This is a genomic window from Mycobacterium sp. IDUB_37 (assembly GCF_055419245.1).
The window spans coordinates 24,618-41,445 of the sequence record NZ_JBVAXG010000003.1 but is presented as its reverse complement, the minus strand read 5'-3'; the positions used below and the strand labels follow the sequence as shown (position 1 = coordinate 41,445).

Genomic DNA, 16,828 nt, shown 5'->3' with positions numbered 1-16,828 from the left:
TCGTCAATTGCGATATCACCAGCGATATCGCCAACGACGTTGGGCGGCTCGATGTTTCGCCACTCAAGGTAGTGATATCGCCGGCGATATCGCATTTACGAAGCGACTGCCAGCCGTCTCGCAGATGCCAATGTGACTGATGTGGTCAAGGGCCCCGCGAGGGCTGCCAGATCCTGTCGCCACCCCCCCGACTGCGGGGGAGTAGAAAAGACAGGTGGCTGAACTGAAACTCGGATACAAGGCTTCCGCCGAACAATTCGCACCGCGTGAGCTCGTCGAACTGGCCGTTCTTGCCGAAGCGCACGGCATGGAAAGCGCCACCGTCAGCGACCACTTCCAGCCCTGGCGGCACAAGGGCGGGCACGCCCCGTTTTCGCTGGCCTGGATGACCGCTGTCGGTGAACGCACCGAGCGGCTGCAGCTGGGCACTTCGGTGCTCACCCCCACCTTCCGGTACAACCCGGCGGTCATCGCGCAGGCGTTCGCCACGATGGGTTGTCTATACCCCAACCGCATCTTCCTCGGGGTGGGTACCGGTGAGGCGCTTAACGAGATCGCCACCGGCTATGAGGGCGAGTGGCCGGAGTTCAAGGAGCGCTATGCCCGGCTGCGCGAGTCGGTGCGGCTGATGCGCGAGCTGTGGCTCGGCGACCGTGTCGACTTCGAGGGCGAGTACTACAAGACCAAAGGTGCCTCTATCTACGACGTGCCCGAGGGGGGCATCCCGATCTACATCGCCGCCGGCGGACCGCAGGTGGCGAAGTACGCCGGGCGCGCCGGCGACGGGTTCATCTGCACCTCGGGCAAGGGCGAGGAGCTGTACAAGGACAAGCTGATCCCCGCGATGCGCGAGGGCGCCGAGGCGGCGGGCAAGGACCCGGACGTCATCGACCGGATGATCGAGATCAAGATCTCTTACGACACCGACCCCGAACTGGCCCGAGAGAACACTCGGTTCTGGGCGCCGTTGTCGTTGTCCGCCGAGCAGAAGCACAGCATCGACGACCCGATCGAGATGGAGAAGGCCGCCGACGCGCTGCCGATCGAGCAGATCACTAAGCGCTGGATCGTGGCGTCAGACCCCGACGAAGCCGTCGAAAAGGTCGGCCAGTACGTGAACTGGGGCCTGAACCACCTGGTGTTCCACGCCCCCGGACACGACCAGCGACGGTTCCTGGAGCTCTTCGAGAAGGACCTGGCACCCAGGTTGCGCCGACTTGGCTGACAAACAGGCCGTGCCCGCGAGCATCTACATCGCGGCGCCCGAATCCGAGACCGGTAAGTCGACGATCGCGCTCGGGCTGTTACACCGGCTGGCCGCGACGGTCGCCAAAGTGGGTGTGTTCCGGCCGATTACCCGTATGCAGGTGGGCGACGAGCGGCGGGACTACGTGCTGGAAATGCTGTTGGAGCACGCCACCGCAGGCCAGAAGTACGAGCAGTGCGTGGGCGCGACCTATCAGCAGTTGCACGACGACAGCGACGCCGCGATCGCGAGCATCGTCGAGTCGTATCACGCGATGGCGCAATCCTGCGATGCGGTGGTGATCGTCGGCAGCGACTACACCGACGTCGCCAGTCCCGCTGAGCTCTCGGCCAATGCCCGGATTGCGGTCAATCTCGGTGCGCCCGTGCTGCTTACCCTGCGTGCCAAGGGGCGCACGCCCGACGAAATCGCGAATGTCGTCGAGGTGTGTCTGGCCGAACTGTCTGCGCAGCGGGCGCACACCGCGGCGGTCGTGGCAAATCGCTGCGACCCGGCCGAGCTGCAAGCTGTCAGTGCAGCGCTGCAGAAGTTCACCCCGCACGGCTATGTGCTGCCCGAGGAACCGCTGTTAGCCGCGCCCACGGTTGCTGAACTGACCAAAGCGGTGCGCGGGACACCGGTCCGCGGCGACGAACAGCTGGCCCAACGCGAGGTGATGGGCGTAATGGTCGCCGGGATGACGGCCGACCACGTGCTGGAGCGGCTGCGCGACGGAGTGGCGGTGATTACCCCCGGCGACCGCTCGGACGTCGTGCTCGCGCTGGCCAGTGCTCATGCGGCGGAAGGGTTTCCGTCGCTGTCGTGCATCATCCTCAACGGCGGGTTCGACCTGCACCCGTCGATCGCGGCCCTGGTCGCGGGGCTACATCTACGGTTGCCGATCATCGCCACACCGCTGGGCACTTACGACACCGCCAGCGCGGCAGGCTCGGCACGCGGTCGCCTGACGGCGTCGTCACAACGCAAGATCGACACTGCGCTGCAACTGATGAACCGCCACGTCGACATTTCGGATCTGCTCGAGCAACTCACCATCCCGATACCGACCGTCACGACGCCACAGATGTTCACCCACCAGTTACAGGAGCGGGCCAGGTCAGATCGTCGACGCATCGTGCTCCCAGAAGGCGACGACGACCGAATCCTGAAATCCGCTGGGCGCCTGCTGCAACGGTCCGTTGCCGACCTGACGATTCTGGGTGACGAGGCCCAAGTCCGTTTGCGCGCAGCGGAACTCGGTGTCAGCCTGGAAGGCGCTACGGTGATCGACCCGCGCACCAGCGAGTTGCACGATCAGTTCGCCGAGCAGTATGCCGAAATGCGCAAGGCCAAGGGCGTGACCCTGGAGCGGGCCCGTGAAGTCCTGAATGACGCAACGTATTTCGGCACCATGCTGGTGTACAACGGGATGGTCGACGGAATGGTGTCTGGCGCGGTCCACACCACTGCGCACACCGTCCGCCCGGCGCTGGAGATCATCCGCACGGTTCCTGACGTGTCCACGGTGTCCAGCATCTTCCTGATGTGCCTGCCGGACAAAGTGCTGGCCTACGGCGACTGCGCCATCGTCCCGAACCCGACGCCCGAGCAACTCGCCGACATCGCGATCTCCTCCGCGCGCACCGCCGCCCAGTTCGGGATCGAGCCGCGGGTGGCCATGCTGTCCTACTCCACGGGGACTTCGGGTGCGGGTGCCGACGTCGAAAAGGTGAGAACTGCAACGGAATTGGTCCGAACCCGGGCGCCGGAGCTGCTGGTCGAAGGACCGATCCAGTACGACGCCGCGGTGGACCCCTCAGTCGCGGCAACCAAAATGAAGGATTCGCCAGTCGCTGGCCGGGCCACGGTGCTGATCTTCCCTGACCTGAACACCGGCAACAACACCTACAAAGCTGTGCAACGCTCTGCGGGCGCGATCGCCGTCGGCCCGGTGCTGCAGGGTCTGCGCAAGCCGGTCAACGACCTCTCCCGGGGAGCGCTGATCGAGGACATCGTCAATACCGTTGCCATTACCGCGATTCAGGCGCAGGACCACAACGATGAGTGACCACCTGGTGCTGGTCATCAACTCCGGTTCGTCGTCGTTGAAATTTCAGCTGGTCGATCCGGACACCGGTGCCTCAAAGGCGGCCGGCGCGGTGGAACAGATCGGGGAAGCATCATCAAAGGTCCCTGACCATGAAGCGGCCTTGCGTCGCGCGTTCGACATGCTGGCAGACGACGGGGTCGACCTGAAGAACTGCGGCCTGGTGGCTGTCGGGCATCGGATGGTGCACGGCGGCAACCGGTTTTACCGGCCGACGCTGCTGGACGACGCGGTAATCGGCGAACTCGAGAAGCTTTCGCCGCTGGCCCCGTTGCACAATCCGCCCGCCCTGGCAGGCATCGAGGTAGCCCGCAAACTGCTGCCCGATGTTCCGCACATCGCGGTGTTCGACACGGCGTTCTTTCATGACCTGCCCGCCGCAGCCGCCACCTATGCCATCGACCGGGATCTGGCTGATGCCTGGCAGATCCGCCGATACGGATTTCACGGCACGTCGCACGAATATGTCAGCGAGCAGGCCGCGGCATTTCTGGGCAGGCCACTCGACAGTGTGAACCAAATCGTGCTGCATCTGGGCAACGGAGCATCGGCATCTGCCGTCGCCGGTGGCCGTCCGGTCGAAACTTCAATGGGCCTAACCCCATTGGAAGGCTTGGTGATGGGCACCCGCAGCGGTGACATCGACGCGGGCGTATTCAGCTACCTGTGGCGCACCGCGAAGATGGACGTAGACGATATCGAGTCGATGCTCAACAAGAAGTCCGGCGTGCAGGGCCTGGCCGGTGAGCGAGACTTCCGCCGGTTAAAGGCGATGATCGAATCCGGCGATGACGCAGCGAAACTCGCGTATGACGTATTCATCCACCGACTACGTAAATATGTCGGTGCTTACCTGGCCGTGTTGGGCCACACCGACATCCTGACCTTCACCGCCGGTATCGGGGAGCACGACGCGGGAGTGCGCCGGGATGCGTTGGCGGGTTTGGGAGAGTTGGGGATTGAGCTCGACGAGGAACGCAATGTTTCGGGAAGTGGCGCGCGGCGCGTCTCTTCCGACGGTTCGCGGATCACTGTCCTGGTGATTCCCACCAACGAGGAACTGGCCATCGCGCGCGACTGTGCCAGCGTCCTATAGGAAACCTAGGCTGCTGCGGCCCGGCCCAACCGATGGCGTCGGATCGGAACCGAGGGTGCGCACCAGCAGTTCGTGATATACGTCGCGAAAATCCGTGGTGTGCTTCAGATCTCCGTGATCGAGGTCGGTCAGGCTGGGCGCGTCGCCGTAGAAACCGCCCTTGACCGGTACCCCGGCGACGAAGACCGGTCCCGCAGTGCCGTGGTCGGTGCCTTGCGACGCATTGGCGGCCACCCGCCGGCCGAACTCTGAATGCGCGAGCACCACCACATTGCGGCCGGCGGGATCGGCCGCCATCTGTTGCAGGAACGGCGCCAGTGCGTCGTCGAATGTCTGCAGGAGGCGTTGCTGGGTTCCGCGCTCGTCGGCGTGCGTGTCGAAGCCGCCGAGGTGCACCATGTACACCCGCGTCGGTACGCGGGCCAGGATGGCGCTGGCAACAATGCTCAACCGGCTTGCCAGCGCATTGTTCTCCGATTCCTTCGCGGCCACCGACGCGAAAGTCGTTTCGGCGGTTCGGGTGGCGCGATAGGACCGACAGACGGCGGCCATGGCGGGTGTGTCATTGGGCTCGTCGACTCCGAGGGCTTGGATGGTCGATTCGAAGATGTCGGCCCGGTCGGCACGTCCGGCCGGCAGCGTCGACGTCGAAAGTGCTGCAGCCGTTTGTTTTTCACCGACAGCAATTAGCGGCAGGACGCTGCCGACGCTGACCGCGCGCAGCGGGTCGTCGCCGTTGGCGTCCAGCCAGCGACCGATCCATCCGGTCGAAACCGGTTCGGCAGGCGATGCGGTCTGCCAGATGTCCATGGACCGGAAGTGACTGTGATCGGGCTTGGGATAGCTGACTCCCCGCACAATCGCGAGTTGCCGCTGGTTCCACAGTTGCGCCATACCCCGCATCGCGGGGTTGAGTCCCAGTTGGGCGTCGAGGTGCAGGACGTCCTGCGGCGCGTAGGCCAGTTCTGGTCGGGCGTCGTGATAGGCGTTGTCGGCGTACGGGATCACGGTGTTGATGCCGTCGTTGCCCCCGTAGAGCGTGACGATCACCAGGATGCCCGGGTTGCCGGTCAACGGGCGCTCCTGCGCCGCACGCATCAGGTCGTCCCACCCGAGCGCCACGGTGCCGGCGAGGCTGGCCGCACCGACACCGGCACCGGCGATCAGGAACTTGCGACGATTGAACTGGGGCATCAGCGGCTCATGAGGTGAGGTATTCGGGCGTGTTGACGGCGGCGGCGACCAGTTGCGGTGGCTTGCGCACCAACGGGTGCAGCGCTGATGCGGTGCGATCCGTCCAGGCGCCCACACCGATCAGGTACCCGACGGCGTCGATGCGGTCGCTCGGCGCGGTGCCTTCCAGCGCGGACAGGTCTGCTGCACGGGCAAGTTGGATCGCGGCGCGCAATCGCGTTCGTGCGGCTGCGGTGGACAGCCAGACCGGGCCGCGGGGCCAACCGTTGACGTCGGTCGGGAAGAACGGCCGCTGGCCCAGAACTTTGAGGGTGCCGTCCAGCAGCTTGCTGTGTTCGGATGCGGAAGTCCCGAGCGCTCTGACAACGCCGACCAGCCACTCAACTGGGGTGTTGACGACGGTTGCCCTGCCGCCGGTGAAATCGGCGTCGGTCAGGATGGTGCGGGTGAGCGCTTTGAGATCGCGTTTCGCGCCGTAGGCGGCGACCAGGCGATCGAGCACTTGCGGCGACGCCGGATCGTCGGAGGCCAGCTGTTGCCACAATCGACCGGCCACGTAGGCCGCTGAGGACGGCTGAGCCAGCACTGCGTCGCAGAACCCCGCCGCATCGAAGTTCCCGGTGGCGCCGAACAGCGTCTTCGGGCGCGGGTCGTGACGGCGCGGGACCAGCGCCGCCGTACCGTCGCTGATCGTCCACCCGGTCAGCGCCCGGGCGCCCTCCCGGACGTCGTCCTCGGTGTAGCCGTTGTTATGGCCGAGCGTGAACAGCTCCATGAATTCGCGGGACAAGTTCTCGTTGGCGGCTTTGGCGGTATTGAGCTGTCCATCCAGCCAGCGCAGCAACGCCGCGTCGGTGAGCATCGTGTAGGCCAGCGTGCGGAAGTCGCCCAGTGCCAGGGTGCGCAGCTTCTGATTCTGCGCGGCCATATAGGCGGCGATCCGCACCTTCTGGGCGGAGGTGGCGAAGTGGTTGTGCCACAACAGAGTGAGTTTCTCGTGCAGCGGCAGTTCTGCAGCGATCATGCGGCGCAACCACCACCGCGCCAATTCGTCGTTCTGTTCAGATAGTTGGCGACGGTACTGGCTTCGGGCCGCGGCGGTGGCCCCGCGCCCGGGTGGCTGCGGTGGGGTCAGCGTCGGCATCGGGGTCGCGACGGCGCCGCGGTCAGCATCCGGATTCGCGGCCAACGCGGTGTCAACATAGGACGGCCAGTCCTGGCTGACCACCGCGTCGACTTCGGCGCCAGTGGCGCCGAACCCGGTCCGGCGCAAGACGCGGGCCGTCATGATCCACCGCGAGGACTGCCCGGCCATAGTGTCCAACTGTCGCCGGTGAACTTATATTTTTCCTGAGCGTGCGCCCGTCGCACCATCAGCAAACTAAACTGTGCCTCAGTACCACGAATACTCAAAGGAATCACACGCGTTAGTCATACGTCGCGCACAGGGATCCTGGCTACCTGATGCCGCGTGTTCGAAACGAGGTTCCAAGGGCTTCCCGTGACGTAGGGGGCAGCCGAATTGACGCTCGCGTCGAGGTATTGGCAAACGCTAGATCTCAAAGGTCGAGGCATCGTAAGGTTCTCCACGTTCAGACGCACTCGGGGGACGGGCACCTGGGTCAAGGGAGGTCGGCGCGGTGAATTTTTCGGTACTTCCACCAGAGATCAACTCTTTGCGGATGTATCTCGGGGCGGGTTCGACGCCACTGCTTCAGGCCTCTGCGGCCTGGTCAGGCCTTGCGGAGGAATTGAATTCGGCGGCGACCTCATTTTCGTCGGTGACTACCGACTTGGCCGGCCAGGCCTGGCAGGGACCTGCCGCCGAGGCCATGTCCGCGGCCGCGGCCCCGTACTCAGAGTTCCTGCAGGCCGCCTCGGCGCGCGCCCTGACTGCGTCCAGCCAGGCCAGTGCCGTGGCTGCCGTGTTCGAAGCAGCGAAGGCGGCGACGGTGCACCCGGCGGCAGTCGCAGCCAACCGCCAAGTATTTGTGAATTTGGTCCGCAGCAACTTCCTCGGCCTCAATGCGCCGGCCATCGCCGCCGTCGAAGGCCTCTATGAGGAGTTCTGGGCCGCCGACGTCTCAGCGATGTTCAGCTACCACGGCGGCGCGTCGGCAGCGGCAGCGCAGTTGTCGTCCTGGCAGCAGACGCTGCAAGGCCTGCCGGGCATCGGCGGGCTGTTCGGTACTCCGGCGCCTGCGCCGGCTGCGAACACCCTCCCGAACGTCGGTGTCGGCAACAGGGGCGGCGGCAACGTCGGTAACGGCAACAACAACAACCCCACGATTTACTCGGTGGGCGACGGCGGCAACGTCGGCAACGGCAACCTCGGCGCCGGCAACTTCGGCGGCGGCAATCGCGGCAGCAGCAACTTCGGCAGCGGCAACACGGGCAACAGCAACATCGGTCTGGGGAATCGCGGCAACGGAAACATCGGCCTCGGAAACGCCGGCACTGGCTCCGACCCCGGGCACAACGTCGGCTGGGGCAACACCGGCAACCACAACCAGGGTTGGGGCAACACCGGCAGCGGAAATCAGGGTTGGGGGAACAGAGGTAACAACAACATCGGCTTCGGCCTCACCGGGAACGGTTTGATCGGGCTCGGCAATGCGTACTACAACACGGCGAACGGCCAATTCGTATTCAACGGCCTGAACTCCGGCAGCGGCAACATCGGCCTGTTCAACTCGGGCACCAACAACATCGGTTTCTTCAACTCCGGCGACGGCAACGTTGGCCTCTTCAGTTCCGGCGGCCACGCCCCCAACTCTGCCGACTTCGGCAAGATCCAAAGCTTCGGCATCGGCAATGCCGGCTTGAACAACATTGGCTTCGGGAACTCGGGCGTAGGAAACTTCGGCTTCGGAAATGGCGGCGCCGAAGGTAACACCGGCTTCGGGAACTCCGGCGGATTCAATACCGGCTTCGGGAACTCGGGTGCGGTCAACACGGGCTTTGAGAATTCGGGCAGCGTCAACACCTTCTTCGGCAATTCGGGCAAGGTGAATACCGGCTTCTTCAACTCGGGCAACTACAACACGACAATCGGATCCACGACAGATGTCAGCGGTGTCTTCAAATCGGGCTTCAACAATATCGGCAACGAAATTTCAGGCTTCAACAACGTCTTCACCGGAAACGGCAACAACAATGGGTCAGGCTTCTTCAACACGGCCAGCGGCGGTTCAGTCGCCAACGGCCAGATTTCGGGCTTCTTCAACAGCGGCCTGGCGGTCGCGAACAATCTCAACGGCGTGAATATCCCGGCCGGTGTGTACAGCGGACTCGGTAGCGGCTTGTTCAACTCAGGAAACGGCTTCATCGGCCTATTCGGCATCACCACACTGCTGAAAAGTCTGACCTAGACATCACAAAGGATGCTCTTGATCGGACAGACCCGAATTTGAGATTGTCTTCTGGAGGTCCCGTCCGCTTCGGCCTCGGCAGCAGTGCATGCCCTCAAAGGAGTCGAAATGAAGTTCAAGCTCGGTCGCCATGGCGCTGCGATATTCGGGTGTACGGCGGCGCTGATTTTTCCCACCGTTATGGCCAGCGCCGATCCGCCTGACCCCCACCAACCGGACATGACAAAGGGCTATTGCCCGGGCGGCCGATGGGGTTACGGCAGTTTGGCCGTGTGCGACGGTGACAAGTACCCGGATGGGTCGTATTGGCACCAGTGGATGAAGACCTGGATGGCGGGCCCCCAGTTTTATTACGACTGCGTCAGTGGCGACGAACCTCTGCCGGGCCCACCGCCGCCCGGTGGCTGCAACGGCGCTGCTCCGCCCGAGTAGCCCCAATTCAGAACGTGCTGACGGGCCGCACTTTGTTGGCCATGTCCACCAGGGTGTAACGGTGGCGCTGGGTGGGAGCTACTCGCGCGAGATTGCGCAGCGACGCTTCGACACCCAGGCGCAGCCCGTGGTCGGTGAAGGGGAAACCCAGGATGTGGTTAGTGCTGGCCTCGTTGTCCTGCAGCCAGTCCATCGCGCCACCGAGTACCAGCGCGCGGATCTGCAGTACACGCGGCTCGGTCGGCGGCAGCGCTTCCACCCGGCGTGCGGCGTCGCGGATCTGTTCCTCGGTGATCTCGCTCTGCGACCGTCCGGACAACAATGTCACCGCGCTGGTCAGTCTGGCGGTGGTGAAATGCCTTGATGTGGGCGGCACCGCGTCGAGGGTCTGCACCGCCCCGCTCCGGTCGCCTTCGGCCGAAAGAGATCTGGCCAGTCCGAAGGCAGCCGAGATGACGCCGTCGCTGGTGCCCCACACCGTCCTGTAGTACTTGTTCACGTCGGGATGGCCGGCCAGCTCGGCTGTCGCCGCCAGCGCCAATTTGGGCGCAAGTTCACCCGGGAAGGTGTCCAGCACTTCGGTGAAATGTTTGATGGCCGAATCGAAGTCGCCGGTGAGTAATTCGGCGACGGCCTTGTACCAAACCAGGCGCCACTGCCAGCCCACCCGTTCGGCGAGGTCGTCGAGTTTGCGGGTGGCCTTGCTGACGTCGCCGAGGTCCAACAGCGCCCGGACTTCCATCAGCGGCAGTTCCACCGACTCGGTGAGGTCCAGACCCTCGGCGTCCAGCGAGCCGTGGCGCGCGGCCCGCAACGAGTCCAGGGTCTGCACCGGTTGGGAAAGCACCGTCGCCTGCAGCACCGGGGCGGCGACGTCGGCCGGATCCACCAGCGGCACCGACAGCGCGGTCACGATCTCCTTGGCGGTCAGCTTCTCCGAATGCACCTGACCGTCCAGATACACATCCGTGTGCGCGACCAGCAGGTCCACCCCGAACGTCGAGCGGCTGGGGCTGAAGATTGTGGACAGCCCGGAGCGGGCCACCCCGGTGTCCTGCGCGACCACCTCGCGCAACACGCCCATCAACTGCCCGGACATCTCCTCGGCACTGGTGAAACGTCGCCTCGGATCGGGATCGATTGCGCGGCGCAGCAATCGGCCGAACGAGTCGTACTTGGCCAGCACGGGTTCGTCGTCGGGCAGTCCGTCGACGTAGCGGCCGTTGCGGGTGCGCAAGCTCAGTGTCAGTGCGGCGAGCGTCCGTCCCACCGTGTAGATGTCGGTGGCAATGGTCGGCCCGGTCCGCACGATCTCGGGTGCCTGGAAACCGGGAGTGCCGTAGAGGTAGCCGAACGAGTTGATCCGCGACACCGCACCCAGGTCGATCAGCTTGAGCTGTTCCTCGGTGAGCATGATGTTTTCCGGCTTCAGGTCGTTGTAGACCAGGCCGATGGAGTGCAGATAGCTCAGCGCCGGAAGGATTTCCAGCAGGTAGGCGATCGCCTCGGCGACCCGCAACTTCTCGCCCTTGCCACGCTTGAGCGACTGCCCGCCGATGTACTCCATCACGATGTAGCCGACCGGGTCGCCGTGCTTGTCGCTGTGCTCGACGAAGTTGAAGATCTGCACGATGGACGGGTGCACGACCTCGGCCAGGAACTGCCGTTCGGCCATCGCGATCGCCTGCGCCTCAGCGTCTCCGGAATGCACCAGGCCTTTGAGCACCACCGGGCGGTCGTTGACGTTATGGTCGACGGCCAGGTACACCCAGCCCAGTCCGCCGTGCGCGATGCAGCCCTTGACCTCGTACTGCCCGGCGATGGTGTCGCCCTTATTCAGTTGCGGCAGAAACGAATACGGGCTTCCGCAATACGGGCACCAGCCCTCGGACGAGCCCTTGCCCTCCGATCCGGACCGGCCGACGGGGCGCCCGCAGTTCCAGCAGAACCGCTTGGATTCCGGGACGACCGGGTTCTTCATCAGGGCTTTGAGCGGGTCGATGTCGGGAACCCGCGGAATCTCCACCAGGCCACCCACCAGCTGGCGGACCGGCGGCAGCGCGCGCGTCGCGGCCGTCATCCGGTCCTGTGGCTGGGTATCTATGCTGCCCAGCAGGAAATCGTCGTCGTCATCGTCGTCGAAGTCGGGCCGGAACAGTGCCTGAGTGGCCGGCGGCCGGTTTCCCGTGGTCGCGGTGGCACCCGTCTGTGCGTCGGCGGGCTGGGTACCGGGGGAATCGTCGTGCGCCCGCTGGTCTTCCTGCTGAACCCCTTCGGAAGCCGTGCCCATCAGTCCACGTACCTCGGCTGGGGTGGCATCGGCGCGGGCCCGAGAACCGTTAACCACTTGCGGTACAACGTGTTCCAGGTGCCATCGCCGCGGATGCGCTCGAGCGTGCCGTTGACGAACCGGACCAGCCCGGTGTTGTTCAGGTTGATCCCGATACCGTAGGGCTGGTTGGCCATGTTCGGCCCGATGATGTGCAGGTAGGGATCCTCGCCCACCAGTCCCGCCAGGATCGAGTCGTCTGTGCTGACCGCATCGATCTGACGCTGCTGCATTGCCACCAGGCAGTCGGCCCAGTTCACCACCGACACGATGATGGCCGGAGGCGCGATCTCCCGCACCCGGCGCAGGGAGGTGGTGCCCCTGGCCACACAGACCCGCTTGCCGGACAGGTCGGCCACCTTGGCGATCAGCGAGTCACGCGGGGCCAGGATGCGCTGGTTGGCGTCGAGGTAGACGGTGGAGAAGTTCACCAGCTTGCGGCGCTCGCAGGTAATGGTCATGGTCTTGACCACAGCGTCGACCTGCGAGCGCTGCAGTGCGGTGATGCGTTCGTCGGCAGACAGGATCCGGTACTCGACGTGGTTGGGGCTGCCGAAGATGTCGCGGGCCACCTCGCCGGCGATGTCGACATCGAAGCCGGTGATCTCGCCGCTGATCGGGTCGCGGAAGCTGAACAGATTGCTGCCGATGTCGAGGCCGATGATCAGCCGGCCGCGGGTGCGGATGTTGGCCACCGCCGCGTCGGCCTCGGCCTTGTTGGGAAACGGACGCAGGCTGGCGGTGGGGTTGCAGTCCTCGCTGGTGTTGTCCGGCGGCAGCGGGGCCTCCAACGGCATTTCCTGCATTCCGACCGGGGTCGGCAGAGGCAAGGTTGGGCTCGCCTCGACCTTGAGTGCTTCGGAGTGACCGCAACCGGCCAGCAACACGGCGACGGCGGTCAGCGCGGCGGCCTGCCGGAGCCGGGGCAGGCGGGTCATCATCGGTATTCCTTGAGCCGCGGCCACAGGCCCAGCGCAACTGCGATGGCTGCACCGAGACTCAGCACGATCGCCCCCACCTGCGCGCCGGCCAGTCCACGCTTTGCGTTGAGCACGTCATTGCGCAAATGGTTGCGGCTCTGCTCCATCGCTTTGGTGAGTGCCTCATCGAGCTTGTCGAATGCCGGGCTCGAGCCGTTGTCTTCCGGGCCGATCGCGACTTCGGTGGCGGCCCGATAGTTGCCGATCGAGATGTAGGCGTTGATCCGGTCGTTCGCCTGTTTCCAGCGGACCAGCAACTGCTCGGCCCCCTGCAGGTCCGGCTTGTCGACGGCGTCACGGCGGGCCATGTACGCCTCGAGTTGGTGTTGCATCGCGTCGATGCGCTGGTAGAAGGACTGCTTGCGGACCTCTTCGTCGCCGCGCCGGATCAAGGACAGGGTTTCGTCGGCCCGGGCCTGCTGGGCGGTGATGGCCACGTTGGTCACGGTCTTGAGCGACTCGGCCGCGGTGTCTTTGGCACTCCGGCTCGCCGCAGTGGAGATGACCAGTGCTGTTCCGACCCAGACCACCATGACGAGGATACCGAGCGCGCCGACGACCAGCCCTGGATTTACCCGCCGCCTGGTGGCCCGGGCCAGCCAGCGATGGGAGAGCGCGCCGAAGACGACGGTGAAGCTGACGACCAGGATCACCGGTGCCGGAATCTGTGTAGATGCCGTGGTCTCGCTGTCCACGCGTTCGGTTGTCGCCCGGTACAGCTGTTGGGCGTCCGGGAGGATCCGAGACTGCATCAGCCCCGACGCCTCCGACAGATACGACGAACCCACCGGTTTACCGACCCGATTGTTGGTGCGGGCGATCTCCACCAGCCCGGTATAGACCGCTAGTTCGGCGTTGATCCGTCCCAGCAGTTGCACCAGATTCTCGTCGGTCAACCCGCTGGACGACCGGGTCACCGCAACCGCGGCGTCGGTGATTGCCTGTTCGTAGCGCAGTCGCACCCCGCGCGGTTCGGTCTGTGCGATGAAAGCGGTGGCTGCGGCGGCGTCGGCCACTGACAGCGCCGTGTAGAGCCGACCTGCGGCGAACGACAGTGGCTCGGTGTGGTCGAGCACCGTGGTCAGCACTTGCTGCCGGTGGTTGATGGTCGTCGAGGTGGCGAACGCGCTCGCGACGCCCAAAGTCGCCAGTACGAGACCGATGGTCAGGATGCGACCGGGCGTGGTGGATACGAACCACCAGCGGGGATGCGCGGGTTCGGCAGGCGAGCGCGATCCCTGCGGCTCTGTCGACGGGTGCGCCAGCTCAACCGTCACGTTTGCTCAGACCTCATCCTTCGGCCATCGTACGAACCCGTATAAGCGAATTCTAAGAGCATCTTGCGGCGGATGGGGGGAGGCGGGTCCAAATCGCTGCATATCCTGAGTTGGTGCAGGGTGACGGTGACGGCTGGGTGATATCCGAGCGCGGCGCCCATTACTGGGGTAGGTACGGCGCGGCCGGCCTGCTGCTGCGCGCTCCCCGACCCGACGGCACCCCGGCGGTGCTGCTGCAGCATCGAGCGGTCTGGAGTCATCAGGGCGGCACCTGGGCCTTGCCCGGCGGGGCCCGGGACAGCCACGAAAGCGCTGAAAAGACCGCAAAGCGCGAGGCGCACGAGGAGGCGGGGCTGGACGGCGAGCGGCTGACGGTGCGGGGGACGGTGGTGACCGCCGAGATCGCAGGAAGGGGCGGCACGCAGTGGCACTACACCACCGTGATCGCCGATGCAGAGTCGATGCTGGAGACGGTGCCCAACCGGGAGAGCGCGGAATTGCGTTGGGTCGCTGAGGACGAGGTGGCCGAACTGCCGCTGCACCCGGGATTCGCGGCCAGCTGGCAACAACTGCGCGCCATCTCGGTCACAGTGGCACCGCACCACAGCAACGTGCCCCGAACGGTCGAACATGACGCGAAGTTCTACTGGTGCATGCCGGGCGACGCCGACCACGTGCCCTCGCATCTCAGCCGCGCGATCAGCGCGCTGCTGCAAGTGCCGAGCTGAGTTCTCGCGCCGCGGCCTCGGGATCGTCGGCGGCGGTGATGGCGCGCACCACCACGACCCGGCGGGCGCCCGCGTCCAGCACCTCGGGCAGCCGCTGCGCGTCGATGCCGCCGATCGCGAACCAGGGTTTGTCGGTGACCAGCCCGGCAGCGAATCGCACCAGATCCAGACCCGGCGCGGCGCGCCCCGGCTTGGTGGGGGTGGGCCAGCACGGCCCCACGCAGAAATAGTCGAACTCCGAATCCGCCGCCGCGGCAGCTTCGCCGGGCGCGTGGCTGGAAAGACCGAGCAGTGAGTCCTCGCCCAGAATCCCGCGGGCGATGTGCGCGGGCAGGTCGCGTTGACCCAGGTGCAGCACGTCGGCGCCGGCGGCGCGGGCGATGTCGGCGCGATCGTTGACCGCGAACAGCGCGCCGTGTCTGCGGGCCGCGTCATGCAGGATCTCGCAGGCAGCCAGCTCGTCGAGCGCCTCGAGCGGGCCGAATTGGCGCTCACCGGCCGAACCTTTGTCGCGTAGTTGGATGATATCGACGCCACCGGCCAGGGCCGCATCCGCGAATTCGGCCAGGTCCCCCCGCTCCCGGCGGGCGTCGGTACACAGGTACAGGCGAGCCTTGGCGAGTAGGGCGGTGAGACGGGGCTGGTGCACACCGCGACGTTAGCGCGCTAGCGTGGACCCTGAAGAGACACGGGAGTCCCGGGTAGCCAGCGGGGCTGAGAGTGGGCACAACCAGCAGTACGTGGACTTGCCCTTACCGTCACACCTGATCCGGATCATGCCGGCGAAGGGAGCGAAGGATGTCCAACGCGCTCGCCGTGATTGGTGGCGGCGTCATCGGGCTGTCGGTGGCACGCCGGGCGGCCCAAGCCGGGTGGTCGGTTACGGTGCACCGCACCGAGGAGCAGGGCGCCTCCTGGGTCGCGGGCGGCATGCTGGCCCCGCACAGCGAAGGCTGGCCGGGCGAGGAACGGCTGCTGCGGCTGGGCCTGGAATCGCTGCGGTTGTGGCACGAGGGCGGCTTCCTGGACGGGCTCGGCGACGCAGTGGTGACCGCACGTGAGTCGCTGGTGGTGGCGATCGACCGCGCTGATGTCGCCGACCTGCACACCGTTGCGGACTGGTTGTCCGAACAGGGGCACCCGGTCGTCTGGGAATCGTCCGCCCGCGACGTTGAACCGCTACTGGCGCAAGGTATTCGGCACGGGTTCCGCGCGCCGACCGAACTGGCCGTGGACAACCGCGTCGTCCTCGATGCGCTGAGCCGCGACTGCGAGCGGCACGGTGTCGAATGGGCCGCGCCGGTGACCGACCTGCGGGCCGCCCAGGGTGACACGGTGGTGATCGCCAACGGCATCGATGCTCCCGCCCTGTGGCCCGGCCTGCCGGTGCGCCCGGTGAAGGGCGAGGTGTTGCGGTTGCGGTGGCGAAAGGGCTGTATGCCGTTACTGCAGAGAGTTGTTCGGGCACGCGTGCATGGACGCCAGGTGTACCTGGTGCCGCGGGCGGACGGCGTGGTAGTTGGCGCTACCCAGTACGAACACGGCCGCGACACCGCGCCGGTGGTGTCCGGCGTACGTGACCTCCTTGACGACGCGTGTGCGGTGCTGCCCGGTCTGGGCGAATACGAACTTGCCGAGTGTGCCGCTGGCCTGCGTCCGATGACGCCGGATAACCTGCCCATCGTGCAACGACTGGACGAGCGGACCTTGGTCGCCGTCGGTCACGGCCGGTCGGGATTCTTGCTGGCACCGTGGACCGCCGAACAGGTCATGTCCGAACTCGGCGCCGTAATGCATATAGGAGCTCACTCATGATCGTTGTGGTCAACGACCAGCAGATGGAGGTCGACGAGCGCACCACGGTGGCATCCCTGCTGCAGCTGATGGGCTTTCCGGACCGCGGTGTGGCTGTGGCGGTCGACTCCTCGGTATTGCGGAGATCGGACTGGGCGACGAGGCTTACCGAGCTTGGTAGACACAGTGGATCTCAAGAGCCGGTTCGGCTCGAGGTGGTGACGGCGGTGCAGGGTGGCTGAGCCAGTTGGTAAGCCGGCTGAGTCCAGGTCCG

At 65.5% G+C, this 16,828-nt stretch carries 14 protein-coding genes; 8 read left to right on the top strand and 6 right to left on the bottom strand.

What is annotated here, in order from left to right:
* The first annotated feature begins 214 nt into the window (after window positions 1-214).
* The 3 genes from fgd to ACZY1I_RS10970 are packed head-to-tail and all read left to right on the top strand — an operon-like array spanning window position 215 to window position 4,449.
* Window positions 215-1,225 carry a glucose-6-phosphate dehydrogenase (coenzyme-F420) gene (gene fgd / locus ACZY1I_RS10980; protein ID WP_463754427.1) on the top strand — a complete coding sequence of 337 codons (1,011 nt, stop codon included), beginning with the start codon at window positions 215-217 and terminating at the stop codon, window positions 1,223-1,225.
* A gap of 10 nt (window positions 1,226-1,235) precedes the next feature.
* Window positions 1,236-3,314 (top strand): phosphate acetyltransferase, encoded by a 2,079-nt coding sequence (pta, locus tag ACZY1I_RS10975; protein ID WP_463755081.1) that lies wholly within the window; start codon window positions 1,236-1,238, stop codon window positions 3,312-3,314.
* A complete protein-coding gene (locus ACZY1I_RS10970) occupies window positions 3,307-4,449 on the top strand; it encodes an acetate kinase (RefSeq protein ID WP_463754426.1) in 1,143 nt (380 codons plus the stop codon). The genes pta and ACZY1I_RS10970 overlap by 8 nt, the downstream gene beginning before the upstream one ends.
* Here the strand turns inward: ACZY1I_RS10970 and ACZY1I_RS10965 are convergent.
* Together ACZY1I_RS10965 and ACZY1I_RS10960 are read right to left on the bottom strand one after the other, a co-directional pair.
* On the bottom strand, window positions 4,444-5,643 hold the full coding sequence (locus ACZY1I_RS10965) for a DUF1501 domain-containing protein (protein WP_463754425.1): 1,200 nt from the start codon (window positions 5,641-5,643) through the stop codon (window positions 4,444-4,446). The two genes, ACZY1I_RS10970 and ACZY1I_RS10965, sit on opposite strands and share 6 nt — an antisense overlap.
* A gap of 7 nt (window positions 5,644-5,650) precedes the next feature.
* Entirely contained in the window at window positions 5,651-6,958 is a 1,308-nt protein-coding gene (locus ACZY1I_RS10960; RefSeq protein WP_463754424.1) for a DUF1800 domain-containing protein, read from the bottom strand.
* 325 nt (window positions 6,959-7,283) lie between these two features.
* Here ACZY1I_RS10960 and ACZY1I_RS10955 point away from each other — a divergent pair, with 325 nt between their 5' ends.
* Window positions 7,284-9,014, top strand: a complete 1,731-nt coding sequence (locus ACZY1I_RS10955; protein ID WP_463754423.1) for a PPE domain-containing protein — start codon at window positions 7,284-7,286, stop codon at window positions 9,012-9,014.
* A gap of 108 nt (window positions 9,015-9,122) precedes the next feature.
* On the top strand, window positions 9,123-9,446 hold the full coding sequence (locus ACZY1I_RS10950; RefSeq protein ID WP_463754421.1) for a hypothetical protein: 324 nt from the start codon (window positions 9,123-9,125) through the stop codon (window positions 9,444-9,446).
* Window positions 9,447-9,453: 7 nt separating this feature from the next.
* On the opposite strand, the gene ACZY1I_RS10945 is transcribed toward ACZY1I_RS10950, so the two are convergent.
* The 3 genes from ACZY1I_RS10945 to glnX are packed head-to-tail and all read right to left on the bottom strand — an operon-like array spanning window position 9,454 to window position 14,032.
* Window positions 9,454-11,736: a serine/threonine-protein kinase PknG gene (locus ACZY1I_RS10945; RefSeq protein ID WP_463754420.1), complete on the bottom strand. Its 2,283-nt coding sequence runs from the start codon at window positions 11,734-11,736 to the stop codon at window positions 9,454-9,456.
* Entirely contained in the window at window positions 11,736-12,713 is a 978-nt protein-coding gene (locus ACZY1I_RS10940) for a glutamate ABC transporter substrate-binding protein (protein WP_463755080.1), read from the bottom strand. Before ACZY1I_RS10940 ends, ACZY1I_RS10945 begins: the two co-directional genes overlap by 1 nt.
* Complete coding sequence (gene glnX / locus ACZY1I_RS10935) at window positions 12,713-14,032, bottom strand: protein kinase G-activating protein GlnX (protein ID WP_463754419.1); 1,320 nt, start codon at window positions 14,030-14,032, stop codon at window positions 12,713-12,715. The genes ACZY1I_RS10940 and glnX overlap by 1 nt, the downstream gene beginning before the upstream one ends.
* A 113-nt stretch (window positions 14,033-14,145) precedes the next feature.
* On the opposite strand from glnX, the gene ACZY1I_RS10930 reads away from it, so the two are divergent.
* Window positions 14,146-14,760, top strand: coding sequence for an NUDIX hydrolase (locus tag ACZY1I_RS10930; RefSeq protein WP_463754418.1), 615 nt, complete (start codon window positions 14,146-14,148; stop codon window positions 14,758-14,760).
* On the opposite strand, the gene thiE is transcribed toward ACZY1I_RS10930, so the two are convergent.
* Window positions 14,732-15,409 carry a thiamine phosphate synthase gene (thiE, locus tag ACZY1I_RS10925; protein ID WP_463754417.1) on the bottom strand — a complete coding sequence of 226 codons (678 nt, stop codon included), beginning with the start codon at window positions 15,407-15,409 and terminating at the stop codon, window positions 14,732-14,734. The two genes, ACZY1I_RS10930 and thiE, sit on opposite strands and share 29 nt — an antisense overlap.
* Window positions 15,410-15,558: 149 nt before the next feature.
* Between thiE and thiO the strand changes: the two genes are divergently transcribed.
* The gene (thiO, locus tag ACZY1I_RS10920; RefSeq protein ID WP_463754416.1) at window positions 15,559-16,575 is read left to right on the top strand and encodes a glycine oxidase ThiO; all 1,017 of its coding nucleotides are present in this window, start codon (window positions 15,559-15,561) and stop codon (window positions 16,573-16,575) included.
* On the top strand, window positions 16,572-16,796 hold the full coding sequence (gene thiS, locus ACZY1I_RS10915; RefSeq protein WP_463754415.1) for a sulfur carrier protein ThiS: 225 nt from the start codon (window positions 16,572-16,574) through the stop codon (window positions 16,794-16,796). Before thiO ends, thiS begins: the two co-directional genes overlap by 4 nt.
* Window positions 16,797-16,828 lie beyond the last annotated feature (32 nt).

What these genes read in the sequence shown, in the direction of transcription:
- ACZY1I_RS10945 (WP_463754420.1), bottom strand. Translation starts at nt 11,736, where the DNA reads ATGGGCACGGCTTCCGAAGGGGTTCAGCAGGAAGACCAGCGGGCGCAC.
- thiO (WP_463754416.1), top strand. Translation starts at nt 15,559, where the DNA reads ATGTCCAACGCGCTCGCCGTGATTGGTGGCGGCGTCATCGGGCTGTCG.
- thiS (WP_463754415.1), top strand. Translation starts at nt 16,572, where the DNA reads ATGATCGTTGTGGTCAACGACCAGCAGATGGAGGTCGACGAGCGCACC.
- ACZY1I_RS10965 (WP_463754425.1), bottom strand. Translation starts at nt 5,643, where the DNA reads ATGCCCCAGTTCAATCGTCGCAAGTTCCTGATCGCCGGTGCCGGTGTC.
- ACZY1I_RS10950 (WP_463754421.1), top strand. Translation starts at nt 9,123, where the DNA reads ATGAAGTTCAAGCTCGGTCGCCATGGCGCTGCGATATTCGGGTGTACG.
- ACZY1I_RS10940 (WP_463755080.1), bottom strand. Translation starts at nt 12,713, where the DNA reads ATGACCCGCCTGCCCCGGCTCCGGCAGGCCGCCGCGCTGACCGCCGTC.
- ACZY1I_RS10960 (WP_463754424.1), bottom strand. Translation starts at nt 6,958, where the DNA reads ATGGCCGGGCAGTCCTCGCGGTGGATCATGACGGCCCGCGTCTTGCGC.
- ACZY1I_RS10970 (WP_463754426.1), top strand. Translation starts at nt 3,307, where the DNA reads ATGAGTGACCACCTGGTGCTGGTCATCAACTCCGGTTCGTCGTCGTTG.